13 protein-coding genes and 1 pseudogene are annotated in these 17,148 nt (G+C 72.6%); 8 read left to right on the forward strand and 6 right to left on the reverse strand.

Annotated elements, in window-relative coordinates; translation table 11 throughout:
• Window positions 1–23: 23 nt before the first annotated feature.
• Window positions 24–1,700 carry a right-handed parallel beta-helix repeat-containing protein gene (locus Voc01_RS14135; protein ID WP_203927857.1) on the forward strand — a complete coding sequence of 559 codons (1,677 nt, stop codon included), beginning with the start codon at window positions 24–26 and terminating at the stop codon, window positions 1,698–1,700.
• Window positions 1,701–2,035: 335 nt separating this feature from the next.
• Window positions 2,036–3,913, forward strand: a complete 1,878-nt coding sequence (locus tag Voc01_RS14140) for a bifunctional metallophosphatase/5'-nucleotidase (protein WP_239160180.1) — start codon at window positions 2,036–2,038, stop codon at window positions 3,911–3,913.
• A gap of 6 nt (window positions 3,914–3,919) precedes the next feature.
• Here the strand turns inward: Voc01_RS14140 and Voc01_RS14145 are convergent, their stop codons facing one another.
• Entirely contained in the window at window positions 3,920–4,462 is a 543-nt protein-coding gene (locus tag Voc01_RS14145) for a hypothetical protein (protein ID WP_203927859.1), read from the reverse strand.
• Between Voc01_RS14145 and Voc01_RS54630 the strand changes: the two are divergent.
• Both Voc01_RS54630 and Voc01_RS14155 read left to right on the forward strand, forming a co-directional pair.
• Window positions 4,424–4,693 (forward strand): annotated as a pseudogene (locus Voc01_RS54630) (pentapeptide repeat-containing protein); the annotation flags it as partial. The gene Voc01_RS14145 and the pseudogene Voc01_RS54630 overlap by 39 nt on opposite strands.
• A 53-nt stretch (window positions 4,694–4,746) precedes the next feature.
• Window positions 4,747–5,061 (forward strand): hypothetical protein, encoded by a 315-nt coding sequence (locus Voc01_RS14155; RefSeq protein WP_203927860.1) that lies wholly within the window; start codon window positions 4,747–4,749, stop codon window positions 5,059–5,061.
• A 13-nt stretch (window positions 5,062–5,074) separates the two neighbouring features.
• Here the strand turns inward: Voc01_RS14155 and Voc01_RS14160 are convergent, their stop codons facing one another.
• Window positions 5,075–5,998: a DMT family transporter gene (locus tag Voc01_RS14160; protein WP_203927861.1), complete on the reverse strand. Its 924-nt coding sequence runs from the start codon at window positions 5,996–5,998 to the stop codon at window positions 5,075–5,077.
• A 72-nt stretch (window positions 5,999–6,070) separates the two neighbouring features.
• Here Voc01_RS14160 and Voc01_RS14165 point away from each other — a divergent pair, with 72 nt between their 5' ends.
• Window positions 6,071–7,012 carry a LysR family transcriptional regulator gene (locus Voc01_RS14165; protein ID WP_203927862.1) on the forward strand — a complete coding sequence of 314 codons (942 nt, stop codon included), beginning with the start codon at window positions 6,071–6,073 and terminating at the stop codon, window positions 7,010–7,012.
• Between the two features lie 122 nt (window positions 7,013–7,134).
• Window positions 7,135–10,503 carry a S8 family peptidase gene (locus Voc01_RS14170; protein ID WP_203927863.1) on the forward strand — a complete coding sequence of 1,123 codons (3,369 nt, stop codon included), beginning with the start codon at window positions 7,135–7,137 and terminating at the stop codon, window positions 10,501–10,503.
• Here Voc01_RS14170 and Voc01_RS14175 read toward each other — a convergent pair.
• Entirely contained in the window at window positions 10,500–11,075 is a 576-nt protein-coding gene (locus tag Voc01_RS14175; protein WP_203927864.1) for a YceI family protein, read from the reverse strand. The two genes, Voc01_RS14170 and Voc01_RS14175, sit on opposite strands and share 4 nt — an antisense overlap.
• A 162-nt stretch (window positions 11,076–11,237) precedes the next feature.
• Here Voc01_RS14175 and Voc01_RS14180 point away from each other — a divergent pair, with 162 nt between their 5' ends.
• Both Voc01_RS14180 and Voc01_RS14185 read left to right on the forward strand, forming a co-directional pair.
• Complete coding sequence (locus tag Voc01_RS14180; protein ID WP_239160181.1) at window positions 11,238–11,603, forward strand: winged helix-turn-helix transcriptional regulator; 366 nt, start codon at window positions 11,238–11,240, stop codon at window positions 11,601–11,603.
• Window positions 11,604–11,616: 13 nt separating this feature from the next.
• Window positions 11,617–12,816 (forward strand): MFS transporter, encoded by a 1,200-nt coding sequence (locus Voc01_RS14185; RefSeq protein WP_203927866.1) that lies wholly within the window; start codon window positions 11,617–11,619, stop codon window positions 12,814–12,816.
• Between the two features lie 28 nt (window positions 12,817–12,844).
• Here the strand turns inward: Voc01_RS14185 and Voc01_RS14190 are convergent, their stop codons facing one another.
• The 3 genes from Voc01_RS14190 to Voc01_RS14200 form a co-directional block, all read right to left on the reverse strand.
• On the reverse strand, window positions 12,845–15,538 hold the full coding sequence (locus Voc01_RS14190) for an ATP-binding protein (RefSeq protein WP_203927867.1): 2,694 nt from the start codon (window positions 15,536–15,538) through the stop codon (window positions 12,845–12,847).
• 10 nt (window positions 15,539–15,548) lie between these two features.
• Window positions 15,549–16,409, reverse strand: coding sequence for a helix-turn-helix transcriptional regulator (locus Voc01_RS14195; RefSeq protein ID WP_203927868.1), 861 nt, complete (start codon window positions 16,407–16,409; stop codon window positions 15,549–15,551).
• Between the two features lie 176 nt (window positions 16,410–16,585).
• Complete coding sequence (locus tag Voc01_RS14200; protein ID WP_203927869.1) at window positions 16,586–17,095, reverse strand: Rossmann-fold NAD(P)-binding domain-containing protein; 510 nt, start codon at window positions 17,093–17,095, stop codon at window positions 16,586–16,588.
• Window positions 17,096–17,148 lie beyond the last annotated feature (53 nt).

Below are 17,148 nucleotides of genomic sequence, written 5' to 3' on the forward strand. Positions count from 1 at the left end.
CCGACCCCGGAGCAGCTCGAACCATGACGCGAACCCTGAACGTCTCCACCACGCAGCCCGGCGCCTACCCGACGATCCGGGACGCGCTGGAGGTTGCGAGCGACGGTGACGTCATCTCGATCGCCGGCGGTGAGTACGCGGAGCCGCTGCGCCTCGACAACCGCCGCATCACGCTCGTGGCGGCCGACAGCGCGCCGGTCACGATCTCGGTGCGCCACTCGACGGAGGCCACCGTGATCTGCCGTGGCGGCGAGGTCACGCTGCGCGGTCTGCGGATCCGGTCGTCCGACGCCACGGCGGTGCAGGCGGTCGCCGGTCAGGTGAAGCTGGTCAAGTGCGAGGTGAGCGGCGGGTACGGCGCCACGGTCGCGGCGACCCAGGGCGCCATGCTCACCGCGACCGACGTCTCGGTGACCTCGGGCCAGTTCGGGGTGGTGTTCGACGACGCCGGCGGCATGCTCGACAAGTGCGAGATCACCGGCATCTCCGACGACGGCCTGATCATCCGGGTCGGCTCGAACCCGACGATCCGTAACTGCACGGTCGCCAACTGCGGCTATCGGGGCATCTACATCTACCACGCGGCGAAGCCGACGCTGGAGCGCTGCGAGGTCACCCGCACCGGCGACGCCGGCATCTCGGTGGCGTCGCAGAGCGCGCCGTCGATCCTGTCGTGCTGGGTGCACGAGACGCAGGGCGTGGGCATCCGCTTCGAGCGGGGCTGCCGCGGCTCGATCGAGGGGTGCCGCATCGAGGGCGTGGCCTCGCCGGGCACGCTCATCGAGGAGGGTGCGTCGGTCACGGTGATCGAGGCCGGTGACGGCGTCCACGCCAGCCGGGTGGGCATCAACGCGATCGAGGGAGCCACCCAGCAGGACGAGGACCGGGTCGAGAAACTGCTCGGCGAGCTCGACTCGATGATCGGGCTGGCCGGGGTCAAGGCCGAGGTCCGGGCTCTGATCGACGAGATCCAGGTGAACGAGTGGCGGCGCAGCGCCGGGCTGTCGGTCGGTACGGTGAGCCACCACCTGGTCTTCACCGGGGCTCCCGGTACCGGGAAGACCACCGTGGCGCGGGTCTACGGCCAGTTGCTCAAGGCGCTGGGCATCCTGCCGAAGGGCAAGTTCAAAGAGGTGTCGCGCCGCGACCTGGTGGGCCAGTACGTCGGTCACACCGCCGAGAAGACCACGACGGTCTTCGAAGACGCGCTGGGCGGCGTGCTGTTCATCGACGAGGCGTACACGCTGTCACGGTCCACCGGCACCGGCAACGACTTCGGCCAGGAGGCCATCGACACCATCGTCAAGCTGATGGAGGACCACCGCGACGCGATCGCGGTGATCGTCGCCGGATACACCTCCGACATGAAGGACTTCCTAGACACGAACGCCGGTCTGGCGTCGCGGTTCGCGAAGACGTTCGAGTTCGAGAACTACAACCCCGACGAGCTGGTGCTCATCGCCCAGCGCATCGCCAGGCTCGACGACTACGAGCTCGCGCCGGGGGTCGACATCGGCCTGCACGAGTTCTTCGTGCAGATCCAGCGCGGCGAGAGCTTCGGCAACGCCCGTGAGGCGCGGCGGCTGCTCGAGGGCATGCGCAAGGCCCAGTCGGGCCGGCTGCGGCAGCTGGGCCGCATTCCGACGCGCGACGAGCTCCGCTCGCTGGTGCTCGACGACCTGCTCGCCGCCGCCCGGTAGCGGGTCTTCGCGCGGCCGATCTTCACTCCGTACGGCAGCCGTCCGGACATGACCGCAGTGTGTGTCGAAACCGGTCGATTCCGTTACGCGCCGAAGGCGGGTGTGTGCCCGGACGGTGAACTTCGCTGTGATCTGTGCCGTTGTTATCAAGGCGCAATCAAGATCATTGGAACGTTTTCGACGTTATATGTCCGCATTTAAATGTGTGCCTTTCGGGCGTTTAGTGCGCCTGACCCGGCTTGACCTGCGTCTTGGCCCTCCGCAATGTGTGGCGGGTGCCGTGGCCGACACCATCGCCACGGCCTCGTTGTGCACATCATGGGGGAGGACCTTCGTTGCGAAAGACTTCGCTGCGCGCCCTGGGTCTGGCCGGTGCGCTCGCCGTCGGCGGGGCGACCGTGCTTGTGGGGGGCAACCCTGCCGCGGCGGCGCCGACGACCATCCAGATTCTGGGGTTCAACGACTTCCACGGCCGGCTCGAGTCGCCCGGCAACACCGCCGACGACAAGCCGATCGGCGGCGCCGCCCAGATGGCCGGCATGATCAAGCAGCTCCGGGGCGAGAACCCGAACACGCTGCTGGTGGCGGCCGGTGACAACATCGGCGCCTCGCCGTTCGTCTCGGCCATCCAGCAGGACGCGCCGACGCTCGACTTCCTGAACGCGATCGACCTCGACGCGTCCTCGGTCGGCAACCACGAGTTCGACCGCGGTTTCGCCGACCTGACCGGCCGGGTCACCGACCGGGCCGAGTTCGAGTACCTGGGCGCCAACGTCTACAAGGGCGACGCGCCGGCACTGCCGGAGTCGTTCACCAGGACCATCGACGGCGTCAAGATCGGTGTCGTCGGTGTGGTGACCGAGGAGACGCCGACCCTGGTGTCGCCGGACGGCGTCGCCGGGCTGACCTTCAAGGACCCCGTGACCGAGGCCAACCGCGTGGCCGCGAAGCTCAAGGCCGAGGGTGCCGCCGTGGTGGTGCTGCTCATCCACGAGGGCGGCCCGACCGGCGGTTCCACCGCCGCGAACTGCGCCGCGATCGCCAACCCGTCCACGGTCTTCGGTCGGATCGTCACCAACACGTCGAAGGACGTCAACGCGATCATCTCGGCGCACACCCACCAGCAGTACAACTGCTCGTACCCGGTGCCGGGCCTGAGCCACTCGCGGCCGGTCATGCAGACCGGCAACTACGGCTCGGCGCTCGACAAGCTCTCGGTGACCGTCGACGGCGGCGCCGTCACCGCGGTGGCCGCCGAGCTGCTGCCGATCGTCGGCTACCCGCAGGACCCGGAGATCGCCGCCCTGGTGGCCGCGGCGAAGACCGAGGCCGACAAGCTGGGCCTCAACGAGCTCGGCCGGATCACGGCCGACATCAAGCGGGCGACGAACGCCGCCGGCGAGGAGGACCGCGGCGCCGAGTCGGTGCTGGGCAACTTCATCGCCGACGTGCAGCTCGCCCGCACGAAGGACACCGGCCGCGGCGGCGCCCAGATCGCCCTGATGAACCCGGGCGGCCTGCGTGCCGACCTGCTCTTCGGCGCGGACAACGGCGTGGTGACCTACGCGGAGGCGTTCGCGGTGCAGCCGTTCGCCAACGACGTGGTGACGCAGACCTTCACGGGCGCGCAGATCAAGACCGCGCTCGAGCAGCAGTGGCAGCCGGCCGGCGCGTCGCGCCCGATCCTGCACCTGGGCATCTCGAAGGGGTTCAAGTACACGTACAACCCGGACGCGGCGGCCGGCAACCGCATCGTGACGATGACGTACAACGGCCAGCCGTTGAGCCTGACCGGCACGTACCGGGTGACCACCAACACGTTCCTCGCACAGGGCGGTGACAACTTCACCGTGCTGGCCCAGGGCACCAACCGGACCACCACGGGCGACAACGACCTCACCATGCTAGTCGACTACTTCGAGGCCAACAGCCCGATCACGGCCGACACCGTGTTCCGCAGCTCCGTGGCGGGCACCGGCGGCCCCGGCGAGCCCTCGCCGTCGCCGAGCGGCTCGGGCAGCGCGTCGCCGTCCGCGTCGGCATCGGCGTCGGCATCGGCGAGCGCGGGTCCGAACCCGCCGGGTAACGGCGGCGGCCTTCCGACGACGGGTGTCGCGATCACCAGCTACGTCATCGGCGGCCTGCTGCTGATCGCGCTCGGTGTCGCGGCGCTCGTCGCGTCGCGCCGGAGGCGCGTGCAAGCCGCCGGCTGACGCGGCTCACGGGTTGGCGCGCGTCGATACGGTGGCGGGGTGATCGACGAGCTGATGGTCGGCCCGCCATCGACCGGACCCGATCCGTCGACTGTGGTGCGCCGCGCCGTCGCGTCGGCCGGTGCCGACCCGGTGAGGCGGGGGCGGTGGCTCGCCGTCCTCGCCGCGCTGCTGGAGCGCCACTACCGCCGGTGCGGTGACGCGGCCGACCTCGACGAGGCAGTCGGGGCCGGCCGCGCCGCCGTCGACGTGCTGCCGGCCGCCGACGCGGCGCGGGCCGCGGCCGTGTCGGCCCTGGCCGGGGCGCTCGCGCTGCGCTTCCGGCGCCGGGGCCGGCTGGCCGACCTCGGCGAGGCACTGGCACTGTGCGAACCGGTTGCGGCCGCCGGCGCGGAGGCCGTCGGTGCGCAGGCCTTCGGTGCGAAGGCCGCCGGTGCGACGGACGCCGGCGCGGCGGACGCCGGTGGCCTGGCTGTGCTGCTCGCCTGGGCGCGGTGGCGCTTCTCCGGCGTGGCGGCGCCCGGGATACCGGGTCCGGTCCGGCGGCACGGCGAGGATCTCAGCGGCATCCGGCTGCGCGGCCAGCGGCTACGGTACGCCGACCTCGGCGACACCGACCTGACCGGCGCCGACCTCACAGACGCCGATCTCACCGGGGCCAACCTGGCCGGCGCGCGGCTCGTGGGTGCCCGGCTCGGCGGCGCGACGCTCGACGGCGCCGTGCTCTGCGGCGCGGACCTGACCGGCGCCCGGCTGCCGGGCACCGATCTGCGGACCGCCGACCTCACCGGTGCCGTCCTGCGCAGGGCGATGCTGCTCGGCGGGACGGCGCCGTGCAGCGCTGGGACGGTCGCACCGGCGAGCGGCTGGGTCCGCCGTTCGGCGACCGGCCGGCCGCGGGCCGGATCGTGGGCGCGTACGTGGGCGGTCGGGACGACACCACGCTCGTGGAGTCGATCGCCGTCAGCCCCGACGGACGGATCGTCGCGACCCGGCACGACACCAACGGTGTCGGCCTGTGGGACCCGGTCTCCCACGTGTCCCTCGCGCCGGAGGGGACCGTGCTCACCGGCACCGTGTCCTTCGCTCCGCACAGCGGCCTCGTGTTCATCGGCGGCTGCGTGTACCACCTCGACGGCCCGCGCTGACCGTCGGCGCGCCTCAGGCCGCTTCGCCGACCGGATCCCGGCGCCGCACCACGCGCGACGCCGCGCGGCCGGCCCGCCGGCCCGGGCGCCGCGCCCGCAGGATCAGCACGCTCGCGAGCACGACCGCCCCACCGACCAGTTGCACCGCGCTCAGCCGCTCGCCGTACAGCACGGCGGCCACCGCCACCACCACCGCGGGTTCGAAGCACGACAGGATCGCCGCCGTCGACGCACCCACCGCGCGGATGCCGAACAGCAGCACCACCAACGGCACCACGGTCGACACCGTTGCCAGCACGACGATCCAGGTCGCGGCGGCGGCACCCGGAACGGCGAGCGACCCCGTCACCGCGCCCCACACCGCGAGCGCGACCGTCGACGTGGTGCACACGATCGCCGTCAGCACGAACAGGTCGAGGCCGGCCGGCTGCGCCTCCGCGGCCGTGAGGTACACCGCGTAGCAGAGGGCCGCCCCGAGGGCCAGCAGGACGCCGAGCGTGCCGGCCGTGCCCACGACCGCACCGGCGTCGAGCAGCAGCACGAGCCCGGCGCCCGACACCAGGAGCGCGGCGGTCCGCCGCTTGTCGGGCGACTCGCGGCGCAGCGCCACGGCGAGCACCATCGTGAGCGCGGGATAGGTGTAGACGAGCAGCACGGCCAGCGACGCGTCGATCTCGGCGAGCGCGCCGAAGTACAGGGCGGCCTGCAGCGCGTAGGCGAGGCCGAGCGCCACGCACACCAGCACCAGGCGCGGCGACGGCAGCGCGGTGCGCCGGACGTACACGATCGCCCACAGCACGACGGCGGCCACCCCGAACCGCCCGACGAGCGTGGTGGGTACCGACGCGCCGGCCGCGTACGCCTCCTTGGCGAAGATCGCCGACAGCCCGAAGCACGTCGACGACACCAGACACAACACGACCCCGCGCACGAACATGCGTCCACGCTAGAAGGGAACGAACGACAGGGGTAGCCTCCTTTTGCCTTCGCCATCTATAGGATATTCCTTGTGCTGACCCTCCATCAGCTGCGCTGTTTTCTTGCCACCCTCGAGCACGGCTCGTTCTCCGCGGCGGCCAGCCGGCTCGGGTACGCCCAGCCGTCGCTGTCCGAGCAGGTGCGGCTCCTGGAGCGCCAGCTCGACACGGTCCTGTTCCGCCGGGTCGGCCGCGGCCTGGTCCCCACGGAAGCCGCCGCGGCGCTGCACCCGCACGCCGCGGCCACGCTGGCCGCCGCCGGCGAGGCGGAGCGCGCGGTCGCCAGCGTGCGCGAGGTGCTCACCGGCACCGTGCGGTTCGGGATCTTCCGCACCGCCCGGTTCTACCTGGGCGCCGACATGGTCGCCGACGTCATGCAGCGCCACCCGGGCGTGCGGCTGGAGCTGGTCGGGCAGAACTCGGCCGAGATCGTCGAGTGGCTGCGGCGCGGCCGGCTGGAGGCCGCGCTGGTCGCGCTGCCGCTGGTCGTCGACGACGAGTCGCTCACGGTCACCCCGGTGCTCCGCGACGAGGTGGTGTTCGTGAGCACCGAGCCCGAGCGGGTCAGGGCGCCGGTCACCGCACGCCAGCTCGCCAGCTACCCGCTCGTGCTGCCCGACGTCAGCTGGCGCGAGCACGACAGCACCCGCCTGCAGCTCACCCGCATCCTGCAGGCGGCCGGCCACGCGCTGCACCCGCGTGTGGAGGTCGAGGACGCCGAGACCGCGCTGGAGATCGCCGCCAGCGGCCTCGCCGACTCGATCTGCATGCGTGGCATCCTGCTCCGCCTCGCCGACCGGCTTCCGCCGTCGCTCGGCTGGGTCCCGCTGCGGCCGGCGATGTTCGAGACCTACGCGATCGTCCACCGTCCGCGCGCGGAGCTGTCGCCGGCCACCCGCGCGGTCGTCGAGGTCGCGGCCACGCGCATGGGCGCGCTCGCGGCGGCGGTGCGGCTGCGTCGTTCGTCGATGTGACGCACGTGAGCGCGTCCCGGTACGGGAAGCTTCGCGTGGCAACCGGATTCTGACCCAACGGAACGACGACCCGACGGTGTCATACATGCGGATGCGTGTATCTCTACCGGAAGGCAACGCCGATGACAGTTCCACGGTGGGTTCGGGTCTGCGTGGCGGTGGTGGCCGTCGTCGCCACCGCCGGCGGCCCGGCGGGCGCGGATCCCGGCGGCGGACCCCCGCCGGACCCGCCGGCCGCCGCCTCGCCCGCCGCCACCGCCGCGGCGCCGTCGGCCGCGGTGCCGGCCGGGCGGACGTATCGCGTCACGTTGCTCACCGGCGACGTCGTGACCGTCACCGGCCGCGGGTCCGGCTGCGCGACCGTTTCCGTCCAGCCGGTCGCGAAGAGCGGTGTGCTGACGCGGCACTGCGGCCCCGACGGCCACGTCAGCGTCGTGCCGTCGTCGTTGGCGCCACTGGTCGGCCGCGTGCTCGACCCGGCCCTGTTCGACGTGACGGCCCTGGTACTCGACGGCTACGACGACGCGAGCACGGCCGGCCTGCCCGTCATCGTGCGGTCCGCGACCGGCGCGAACCGGTCCGCCGCCGACCCGATCACCCGGGGACTCACCGCGACGCGGACGCTGCCCAGCATCGCCGCGGTCGCCGGCCGCGTCACCAGGGGCGGCGGCAGCGACCTCCTGCGCGCCCTCGGCGATCCGGCCGCCCGGACCCGGAGCGGCGGCGCCACGACGAAGGTCTGGCTCGACCGGCGCGTCCGCGTCACCGCGGTGCCGGAACGGCTCGACGCCAACCTGCGTCAGGTGTCCGCGCCGCGGGCGTGGGCGGCCGGGTTCACCGGTGCGGGGACCCGCGTGGCGGTGCTCGACACCGGTGCCGACTTCTCCCATCCCGACCTCGCCGGCCGGGTCGTCGAGCGCGCCGACTTCAGCGTCGTCGGCGGCGACGCGGTCGACCGGAACGGGCACGGCACCCACGTCGCCGCGACGGTCGCCGGTTCCGGTGCGGCGTCGGGCGGTGCCCGCCGCGGGGTCGCGCCGGACGCGTCCCTCGTCGTCGCAAAGGTGCTCGACGACGAGGGGTTCGGCACCGACTCCCAGGTGATCGCGGGGATGGAGTGGGCCGCGGCGCGCGCCGACGTGGTCAACATGAGCCTCGGCGGGAACCAGGCCAGCGACGGCACCGACCCGGTGTCGCAGGCGCTCGACGCGTTGACCGCACAGACCGGTGCGCTGTTCGTCGTCGCGGCCGGCAACGCGGGTCCGGCCGACGGCACCATCGCCGCGCCCGCCGCCGCGGCGACCGCGCTCACGGTCGGCGCTGTCGACGGGTCCGACACGGTCGCCGGCTTCTCCAGCCGTGGGCCGGTCCGCACGACGATGGCGGCCAAGCCGGAGATCGTCGCGCCGGGTGTGGACATCGTCTCCGCCCGCGCCGCCGGAACCACGCTGGGGCAACCGATCGACGCGCGGTACGTCACCGCCTCCGGCACCTCGATGGCGACCCCGCACGTCTCCGGTGCCGCCGCGCTGCTCGCCGGCCGCCACCCCGACTGGTCACCCGGTCAGCTGAAGGCGGCGCTGGTCGGCGCCGCCGACGCGGCCCGGACCACCGACGCCTACACGGTCGGTGCCGGCCGCCTCGACGCCGCCGCCGCGCTCGACGGCGTCGTCGCCGGCCGGGCCGTCGTCAACCTCACGTCCACCGGGACCGACCTTTCCTGGACCAACACAGCGACGCGACCCGCGGAGGTCACGCTCGACGTGGCCGTCACCGACCACAGTGGACGGTCGGTGCCGCCGGCTCCGGCGCGGTTGTCCACCACGCGGCTGTCCCTGGCCGCGGGTGCCACCGGAACCGCCACGCTCACCGTCGACCGGTCGGGTGCGCCGGGTCTCTACACCGCGCTGGTGACCGCGCGCGGCGCCGGTGGCGCGGTGCTCGCCCGCACGCCGGTGACGTTCCGGATCGAGGCGCCGGCGCACGACCTGACGCTCGTGACGGCGCCCATACCGGGCGGTCCACCGGTCGAGGACCTGTGGCTGTTCGTGCGCGTGGTGAACCTCGACGACCCGGCGGTCTTCGCCGCCACCGTGTACGGGGTTCCGGGCGAGACCCGGACGCTGCGGGTGCCGGCGGGCCGGTACAGCGTGATGGCGTCGTACGGCAGCCGCACCGGCGGGCCGGGTGACGCGGCGGCGCTCGTCGGCGACCCCGACGTGCAGGTCGGTGCGGCCGCCACGGTGTCGCTCGACCCGGCGCCGGCCCGCCCGGTGAAGTCCACTGTGGATGGTGTCGCCACCGGGGCGTCCGCTGTGGGCGTCACCTTCCTGCAGACCGGGCGACGCGGACCCGGGTGGAGCGACTTCGCCTTCGCCTGGGGCGAGGCCGCCCGCACCTGGAACGTGTCCGTGGCGCCGAACGACGGCGCCGCGGTCGGCTCCTTCCGCGCGGTCGCCTCGTTCGGGCTTCGGGCGAGCGACAGCTTCTACGACGTCCTCCACACGTACCCGTCGGGGATTCCGGCCGATCCGACCCACCACGTGACGGCCGTTGAACGGGCCGCGATGGGGCGCGTCGACCAGAGCTTCCACCGGATCGGCACACCGACCCGCCACAAGCGGTCGGCGCTCAGCCCGGAGGGCGTCTTCCTCGCCGAGGGCTTCACCGATGACGTCCCGGAGACCCGCACCGACTACGTCACGCCCGGGTTCCTGTGGAAGGACTCGGCGTTCTACGCCGATGGAACCGTGACCCAGCCGGGGTTCCGGATGGTCGGTGCCGGCAGCCGGGAGTCGATGACGTGGGCCCGGCAGCCGTTGCGGTCGGACTGGTACGACGATCCGGCGAGGTCGACGAGCGAGTGCACCCCGTGGACGCCGGTGCGTACCCGCGGCACGATCACGGTCGAGGTGGTGACGCTGACCGACCGGCACCAGCGGTTCGACTGCCTCACCGGCTGGGACCCGCCCGGCATGACCCGCTCGCTCCGCCTGTACCGCAACGGTTCCCTGGTCGGGTCGGTGCCGCGGAACTGGGCCGACTTCACGGTTCCCGCGGGTCCCGGCGACTTCCGGCTCGCGTTCGACGTCGAGCCGGGCCCGACGATCGGCGCACCGACGCGGATCAGCTCCGAGTGGACGTTCCGCTCGACCGCCCCGGAGGGCACCGGTAGCCGGCCGCTGCCCCTGCTGTCGGTCGACTACGAGCTGCCCCTCGACGCGGCGAACCGCCCGATAGCGGGCCGACAGGCCCTGTTCGACGTGCGCCAGGCCCACGGGGTCGCCACCCAACGCGTCACGTCGTTCCAGGTGTGGACGTCCGTCGACGACGGCGCTACGTGGACCCGGGTGCGGGTCGACCGCGTCGGCGACCGGTTCCGGGCCCAGCTGCCGGAGCTGGCCGCCGGACAGGCGATGTCGTTGCGGGTCGACGCTTCCGGGTCCGCCGGAAGCCGCATCGCCCAGACGGTGATCGCCGCGTACCGCTAGTTCTCTTGTGGGACGGCCTGTTGCAGGACGGCCTGGACGTCCAGCTGGATCTGGACGCGCTCGCTGACCGCGACGCCACCGCCGGGAACCGGACCGTTGAAGCTGACCCCGAAGTCGCTGCGGTTGATCTCGGCGGTGGCGGCGAAGCCCGCCCGGGTGCCGCCGGTCGTGTCGGCGCCGAAGCCGGTCGGCTCCAGCCGGAGCGTGACCGGCTTCGTCACGCCGCGCAGGGTGAGGTCGCCGTCGACGAGCACGGTGTCGCCGTCCTGGCGGAGGCCGGTGGAGCGGTAGGTCATCGTCGGGTGTGTGGCGATGTCGAGGAAGTCGGACGAGCGGAGGTGGTTGTCGCGCATCTCGTTGCCGGTGTCGACCGACGCGAGGTCGATCGTCGCGGTGACGCTCGACGCGGCCGGGTCGGTGGCGGTGACGATCTCGCCCTCGAACGTGCGGAACCGGCCGCGCACCTTGCTGATCATCAGATGCCGGACCGTGAACGACACCTCGGAGTGCACCGGGTCGATCTGCCACCGGCCGGTGACGTATCCGGGAATGTCGACCGTGGGCGTGGTCATGTTCGGGCCCCCTGGGTTATGGAAGAGTACTGGGTTACGTGCGGTAGCCTGGTTCCATTTGGTAACCGCAGCTCCATCCTTCAAACCCGGCAAAGCATGCGCAAGACGGCACATCAACGTGCCTCGGTCACCCCAACCCGCGTCGGTCACCCGGAGGTAACCGTGACGAACACCCTCAACGGTCACAGCTGCCGCGCCCGGGGGATCCTCGACCGCGTCGGTGACAAGTGGTCGCTGCTGGTCATTTCGCAGCTGGGCGAGGGGGTCAAGCGGTTCACCGACCTGAAGCGCGAGGCCACCGGCGTCAGCCAGCGCATGCTCACCGTGACGCTGCGCAACCTCGAACGCGACGGCCTCGTGATCCGCACCGTCCACCCGGTGGTGCCGCCCCGCGTCGAGTACGAGCTCACCACGCTCGGCCACACGTTGCTGGCCACGGTCTGCAGCCTCGTCGACTGGGCCGAGGCCAACGGAGACGACATCGAGAAGGCGCGCATGGCGTACGACGAGCGGATGGCCACCAGCTGATGGCCGCCAGCTGATGGCGACGTTGGGCGGCCCGTTCTGGCGGTTCTGGGGCGCCTCCGCACTCGCGAACGTCGGCGACGGCATCCGCGTCTCGGCGTTCCCGCTGCTGGCCGCCGCCCTCAGCGGCGACCCGGTGGCGGTGGCCGCGGTGGCGGCCGCGCAGTTCCTGCCCTGGCTGGTCACCGGCGTGTTCGCGGGCGCCCTGGCCGACCGCCACGCCACCCGCACGATGCTCACCGTGGCCGACACCGCCCGCATCGTGGTGCTGGCGGTCCTGACGGCGACGGTCGCGACCGGCACCGCCACGGTGACGCTGGTCGTGGTCGCGGCGTTCGTGCTGGGCGCGGGGGAGACCCTGCGGGACACGGCCGCGCAGACCGCGGTGCCGCGGCTGGTGCCCGACCGCCTCCTCGAGCGGGCCAACGGCCGCCTGGTCGCCGGCGAGATCGTGGGCAACGAGTTCGTCGGCCCACCGGTCGGCGCGCTGCTGTTCGTCGTGGGGGCGGCGCTGCCGTTCGCGGTCAACGGGGCGGCGCTGGCGCTGGCGGTGATGCTCGTGCTGTCGGTCCCGCTGACCCTGCGCCGGGTGCCCGGCGGCGCCCCCGGAGGCGATCCGGCGGTGCTGGCCGGGCTGCGGTGGCTGCTGCGGCACTCCGTGCTGCGCACCCTCGCCGTCGTGGTGGCGGCGGTGGCCGCGGCCGACAGCGCCTGGTTCGCCATCTTCGTGCTGTACGCCCAGAACCGGTTGGGCCTGGGTGCCGTCGGCTTCGGCCTGCTCCTGGCGACCGGTGCCGCCGGCGGCCTGGTCGGGTCGCTGGCCGCCGAGCGGCTGGTGGCCCGGTTCGGTCACCGTCACGTGCTGACCTGGTCGATGGCGGTCACGGCCGGTGCGCCGACGCTGCTGATCGCGGTCGCCGACCGGGCGGTCGCCGTCGCCGTGGTCGTGACGTCGAGCGCCGCGTTCGCGGTCCTCAACGTGGCGGTGCTGGCCCTACGCCAACGCCTCGTTCCGGACGGCCTGCTGGGCCGGGTCACCGCCGCGACGCGGGTCCTCACCTACGGCGGCACGGCGCTGGGTGCGCTGGCCGGTGGAGCGCTGGCCGCCGGTCTGGGCGCCGAGGCCCCGTTCGTGTTCAGCGGCGTGGTGGCGATAGCCGCGACCGTCGCCTGGTACGTCGTGTCCGCCCGCCCCACCGGGAACGCGACCCGCTGATATCCCGCCCCGGGTCGCCGACGCACGCCTACCGACCGTCGGAGAACTTCCCGGTCAGGGCCTGTGAGAGCTCGCCGCGGGACTTGATGCCGAGTTTCGGGAAGATCCGGTACAGGTGGGTGGTGATCGTCCGGGGGGACAGGAAGAGCCGTTCGGCGATCTCCCTGTTGCTCAGCCCCTGTGCGGCCAGCCGCGCGATCTGCTGCTCCTGGAGCGTCAGGGTGTCGGCGGGGTCGACCGGCCGGCGCAGCGACTCACCCGACGCGCGTAGCTCGGCCCGGGCACGGTCGGCCCAGGGTACGGCGCCGAGTGCGTCGAACGTCTCCGCGGCCGACCGCAGCAACGGCCGTGACTCGGCAGCCCTGCGCTGCCGTCTCAACCACGCGCCGTACGCCTGCTGGAGCCGCGCGCGCTCGAACGGCCAGCTCGACAGGTCGGCGGCGAGCGCCGTCCCGAACGCCTCGGCACGGCCGGCCAGGACCGCGCCGGCGTATCGGAGCGTCGTCACGAGTGCGGGCGAGCCGCACTCGCCGGCCACCCGCGTGAGTGGGGGCACGATTGCCCGCAGGGCGTTCTCCTTGCCGGCCCAGGCGGCGGCCTCAGCCAGGTGTCCGAACGCCACGAACCGCAGGTACGGGTGGTAGGCCACGTCGTCGGCGTCGAAGATGCGGTACAGCTGCCGGTACGCGTCGGCGGGGCGTCCATCGGCGAGCGCCTCCACGCCACGAACGACCTGGACCAGCGCGAGCATCGGCAGCCTCGCGTTCGGCAGCAGGACGCTCTCACCGTGGTCGGCCGCTTTCCGGGCGGCTGCGGTGTCGCCGGTCAACGCCCGGGCGTGGCCGTGTATCAGCCGCGCTGTCAACGCCCATGCCGGCTGGCCGGTCTCGGCGGCGAGTTCGGCGGCCTCCACGGCCGCCGGTACGGCCACCCGGGTGTTGCCGAGGAACGCGGCGGCGAACGCCTGGCTGGTCAGCACCTGGGCGAGCGCGCCGACGCGGCCCTGAGCCCGCACGCCGGCCGTCGCCGCCGTGAGGAACTGCGCGGACAGGTCCAGCGCCCCGATGCCGCTGGCACTCACGCCGAGCACGTGCTGCTCCGTGGGGGTGAGGTCGAACCGGATCAGCAGCCGCGTCATCTGCTCCAGCGTCACCGCTCCACGCTCGACCGGGGCGATCAGGCCCACGGTGGCGATCATCCGCGGATCGTCGGTCAGCGTGTCGAAGTTGTCGGCGACCGTGAGAAACGCCTGAATCGTCTCCGGGGGCGGGTTGGACCAGTAGAACCGCAGGCTCATCGCCGCCAACGCGTTCATCGCCCGCTGCCCGTCGCCGTCGCGGCGCAGCGCGTCGATGAGCCCGGCGTACACCGGCAGACGTGCGGCACCCGACCAGCCCGTGATGAGGAGCCCTTCACGCAGATACGACAGCCATGCCCGGTCGACCGGGCGCAGGTGTTCGTCGACCACGTCGTCCAGCAACTGTCGTGCCGTGGTGATGTCGCCCTGCTCGGCGGCGACCTCGGCGGCGGCCAGCAACCGCCGGCCGCGTTCGGCCGCGTCCCCGCTGAGCAACACGGCCCGCTGGAACGCCGCCAACGCCGCGCCGGACGCCTGCCGGTGACCGGCCCGGGCCGCGAGCCCGGTCAGCTCGCGTGCCAGCGCCTCGTCCGGGCCGGCTGCCGCCGCCGCCCGATGCCACACGTGACGGTCGGAGTCGGCGACGACCACGTCGGCCAGCGCGGCGTGGACCCGCCGCCGTTGCGCCGTGCCCGCGGACTGGTACAGCGCCGAGCGCAGCAGCGGATGCCGGAACCGCAACCGGTGCCAGTCGTCGACCTGGACCAGCCGGGTCGCCACGGCCGGGCCAACGTCGTCGACGGTCACCGGACACCCCTCGAACCGGCTGGATGCCGCGAGGATCTCGTCGACGTCGTCCCCGTCGTCCAGCGCCGCGACGAGCAGCAGGGCCCGGGTGGCGGTCGGCAGTTCGGCGACGATGGCGGCGAAGGTCCGCTCCACCCGCGTACTCAGCGGCAACCACGACGGCAGCAGCCGGGCATCCCCCGACGTCGCCGCCACCGAGCCCAGCTCCACCAGCCCCAGCGGGATGCCCGCCGACTGCTCCAGCACCCGCTCCCGCAACGGCCGGGACAGGTCCGGCGCGACCGATGCCAGCAGCACGCCCGCGTCGACCGGAGACAGTGGCTCGAGCCGCAATTCGGGCAGCCCCGCCTGGGCCAGGAGCCGATCGACCTCCTCGCCGTCGCGGATCGTCAGCACCATCGCGACAGGGTCCGAGCCGATCCGCCGGGCCGCGAACGTCAACGCTTCCCACGAGCCGCGATCGAGCCACTGCGCGTCGTCGACGGCCACCAGCACCCGCTGGTGCCGCGTCCCGAGCTGATCCAGCAGGACCATCGCCGCCCGGTACGGCGACTCGATCTCCACCGCCGGTGCCGGCGCATCACGCCGGAGGGAACGGAACAACCGGTGCAGGCCCGCGTAGGGGATGTGCACCTCGGCCTGAACCCCGCAGACCCCGACGGCGCGCATCCCGCGCGCGGTCGCGAGTGTCGAGGCGTGCGCCAGCAGAGCGGTCTTTCCGATCCCGGCCTCGCCGCGCAGGATCACCGCACCGCCAGCCTGTGCGATGGCCCGGTCCAGGAGGGCGGAGAGGGCAAGAATCTGTGCGTCGCGTCCGACCAGCATGCCTTTTCGCACTCACGAATCGTCAGTCACGGGCTTCCGAGCCCTTCTGCGCGATCTCCGTCAGCGTGATCGGCGTCAGCTCGGTCGTCCGCTCCGACGCGGCGAGGCGGCGCCACTCCGATGGAGTGCATCCGAACCGCTGCTTGAATGCCCGGGAGAACGACGAATGGTCGGGAAACCCGGACATCCGGGCAATGGCGGCGACCGATACCAGCGAGTTCGCGGGGTTGCTCAGCGTCCGTGCCGCGCGGCGGAGCCGTTCTGTCCGGACCCAGTCACCGAGCACCACGTTCATCCGGGCGAGAACCGTGTACAGATACCGCTTCGAGATACCGAAGTGGGCGGCGAGGAGGTCGGCGTTCAGGTCCGGGTCCGCCACGTGAGCGCTGAGGTACATCATGATCCGCGTGCCCAGGGTCTGGCTGAGTGGTTGCCGGCTGAGGAGTTCGTCGCCACCGGCGGTCGTCAGCAGTGCCCGCAGGAGGTCGATCGTCGGGTTCGCCATTGACGCAGCCTGTGCCGGGGACAGCTCGGGGAGGTCGGCGAGATCGGTCACGAACCTGGCGACCATCGATCCGAGCGGGCTGTGCCTGATGCTGCGGACGATGACATCGCGCAGGTAGAGGTAGGGCAGCCCGATCTCGTCCATGGCCACCGTCACCGACCATGCCTTGACCGGCTCGTCCGCCCGCAACCGCAGTGCGTCGCCGCTCCAGTAGGGCACCATCGATCCCGACACCCGGCGATCGAACCGGTCGTTCTGTTCGATCGCATACGGGCCGGACGAGATCGTCAGGATCAGGCGTGGCCTGTCGTCTCTGCGGGCGAGGCTCGCCGAGCGGAACCCGTAGAAGTTGTCGAGCCTGGTCCGGGTGACGTTCATGGTCCCGAAGTAGCGGTCCAGGTGCTCGAACCGGACTGCCCGCGCGCCGTCGGCGGGCCGAGCGCGAAAGGGTACCGAGCAGGTGCGGGCCGCCTCGTCGAGGACATCGATCCAAGACGATGGCTCCGCGTCGGTCAAGGTGAAATGGCGCACCACAGGGCCCTCCGATTGCCCTGTCACGGCGACCCCAGTTCCGGGTACATGCACGCGACCGGCCCCGACAGCCTGGCCCTCACCTGCTTGCTGAACGCGTCGACGAGGATCTCGTGCTCCCGGGCGGCGATTCCCGCCAGGGCCCGGTCGGCAACGGTGGCCGGGTGCGCGTCGGCCTCGCACGGTCCGAGCACCAGCCCCGCGACCTGCACGCCCGCCGGTGCGAACTCGACCCGCAACGCGTTGGTCGCCGACCATAGCGCCGCCTGCGAGAGCGCGAACGCGCTGGCCAACCTGATCGAACTCATCACGTTGGTGTCGAACTGGACCGCGACCCCGGCCCGCTCGATGGTGTGGACGTCACCCATGTCGATCTCGACCGCGACGACCCGGTCGCCCGGCCACTCGCGGCGCCGGCGTCCGCCGGCATAGACCCGCCCGGCACCCGCCGCGACGAACCGGTCGACGAACAGTTCACCGAGCCTCGACGAGGCGTCGGCGACGAGGATCACCTCCGACTCGAAACCGGTCACGGCCCTCCTCCCACGGGGTTCCCGGAGCGTATCCCCGTAACGGCTCACGCCGG

It is taken from the genome of Virgisporangium ochraceum, assembly GCF_016863655.1.
GTDB lineage: Bacteria > Actinomycetota > Actinomycetes > Mycobacteriales > Micromonosporaceae > Virgisporangium > Virgisporangium ochraceum.

Coding starts and splice junctions, on each gene's coding strand:
- Voc01_RS14135 (WP_203927857.1), top strand. CDS start 24: ATGACGCGAACCCTGAACGTCTCCACCACGCAGCCCGGCGCCTACCCG.
- Voc01_RS14160 (WP_203927861.1), bottom strand. CDS start 5,998: ATGTTCGTGCGCGGGGTCGTGTTGTGTCTGGTGTCGTCGACGTGCTTC.
- Voc01_RS14170 (WP_203927863.1), top strand. CDS start 7,135: ATGACAGTTCCACGGTGGGTTCGGGTCTGCGTGGCGGTGGTGGCCGTC.
- Voc01_RS14175 (WP_203927864.1), bottom strand. CDS start 11,075: ATGACCACGCCCACGGTCGACATTCCCGGATACGTCACCGGCCGGTGG.
- Voc01_RS14185 (WP_203927866.1), top strand. CDS start 11,617: ATGGCGACGTTGGGCGGCCCGTTCTGGCGGTTCTGGGGCGCCTCCGCA.
- Voc01_RS14195 (WP_203927868.1), bottom strand. CDS start 16,409: ATGAACGTCACCCGGACCAGGCTCGACAACTTCTACGGGTTCCGCTCG.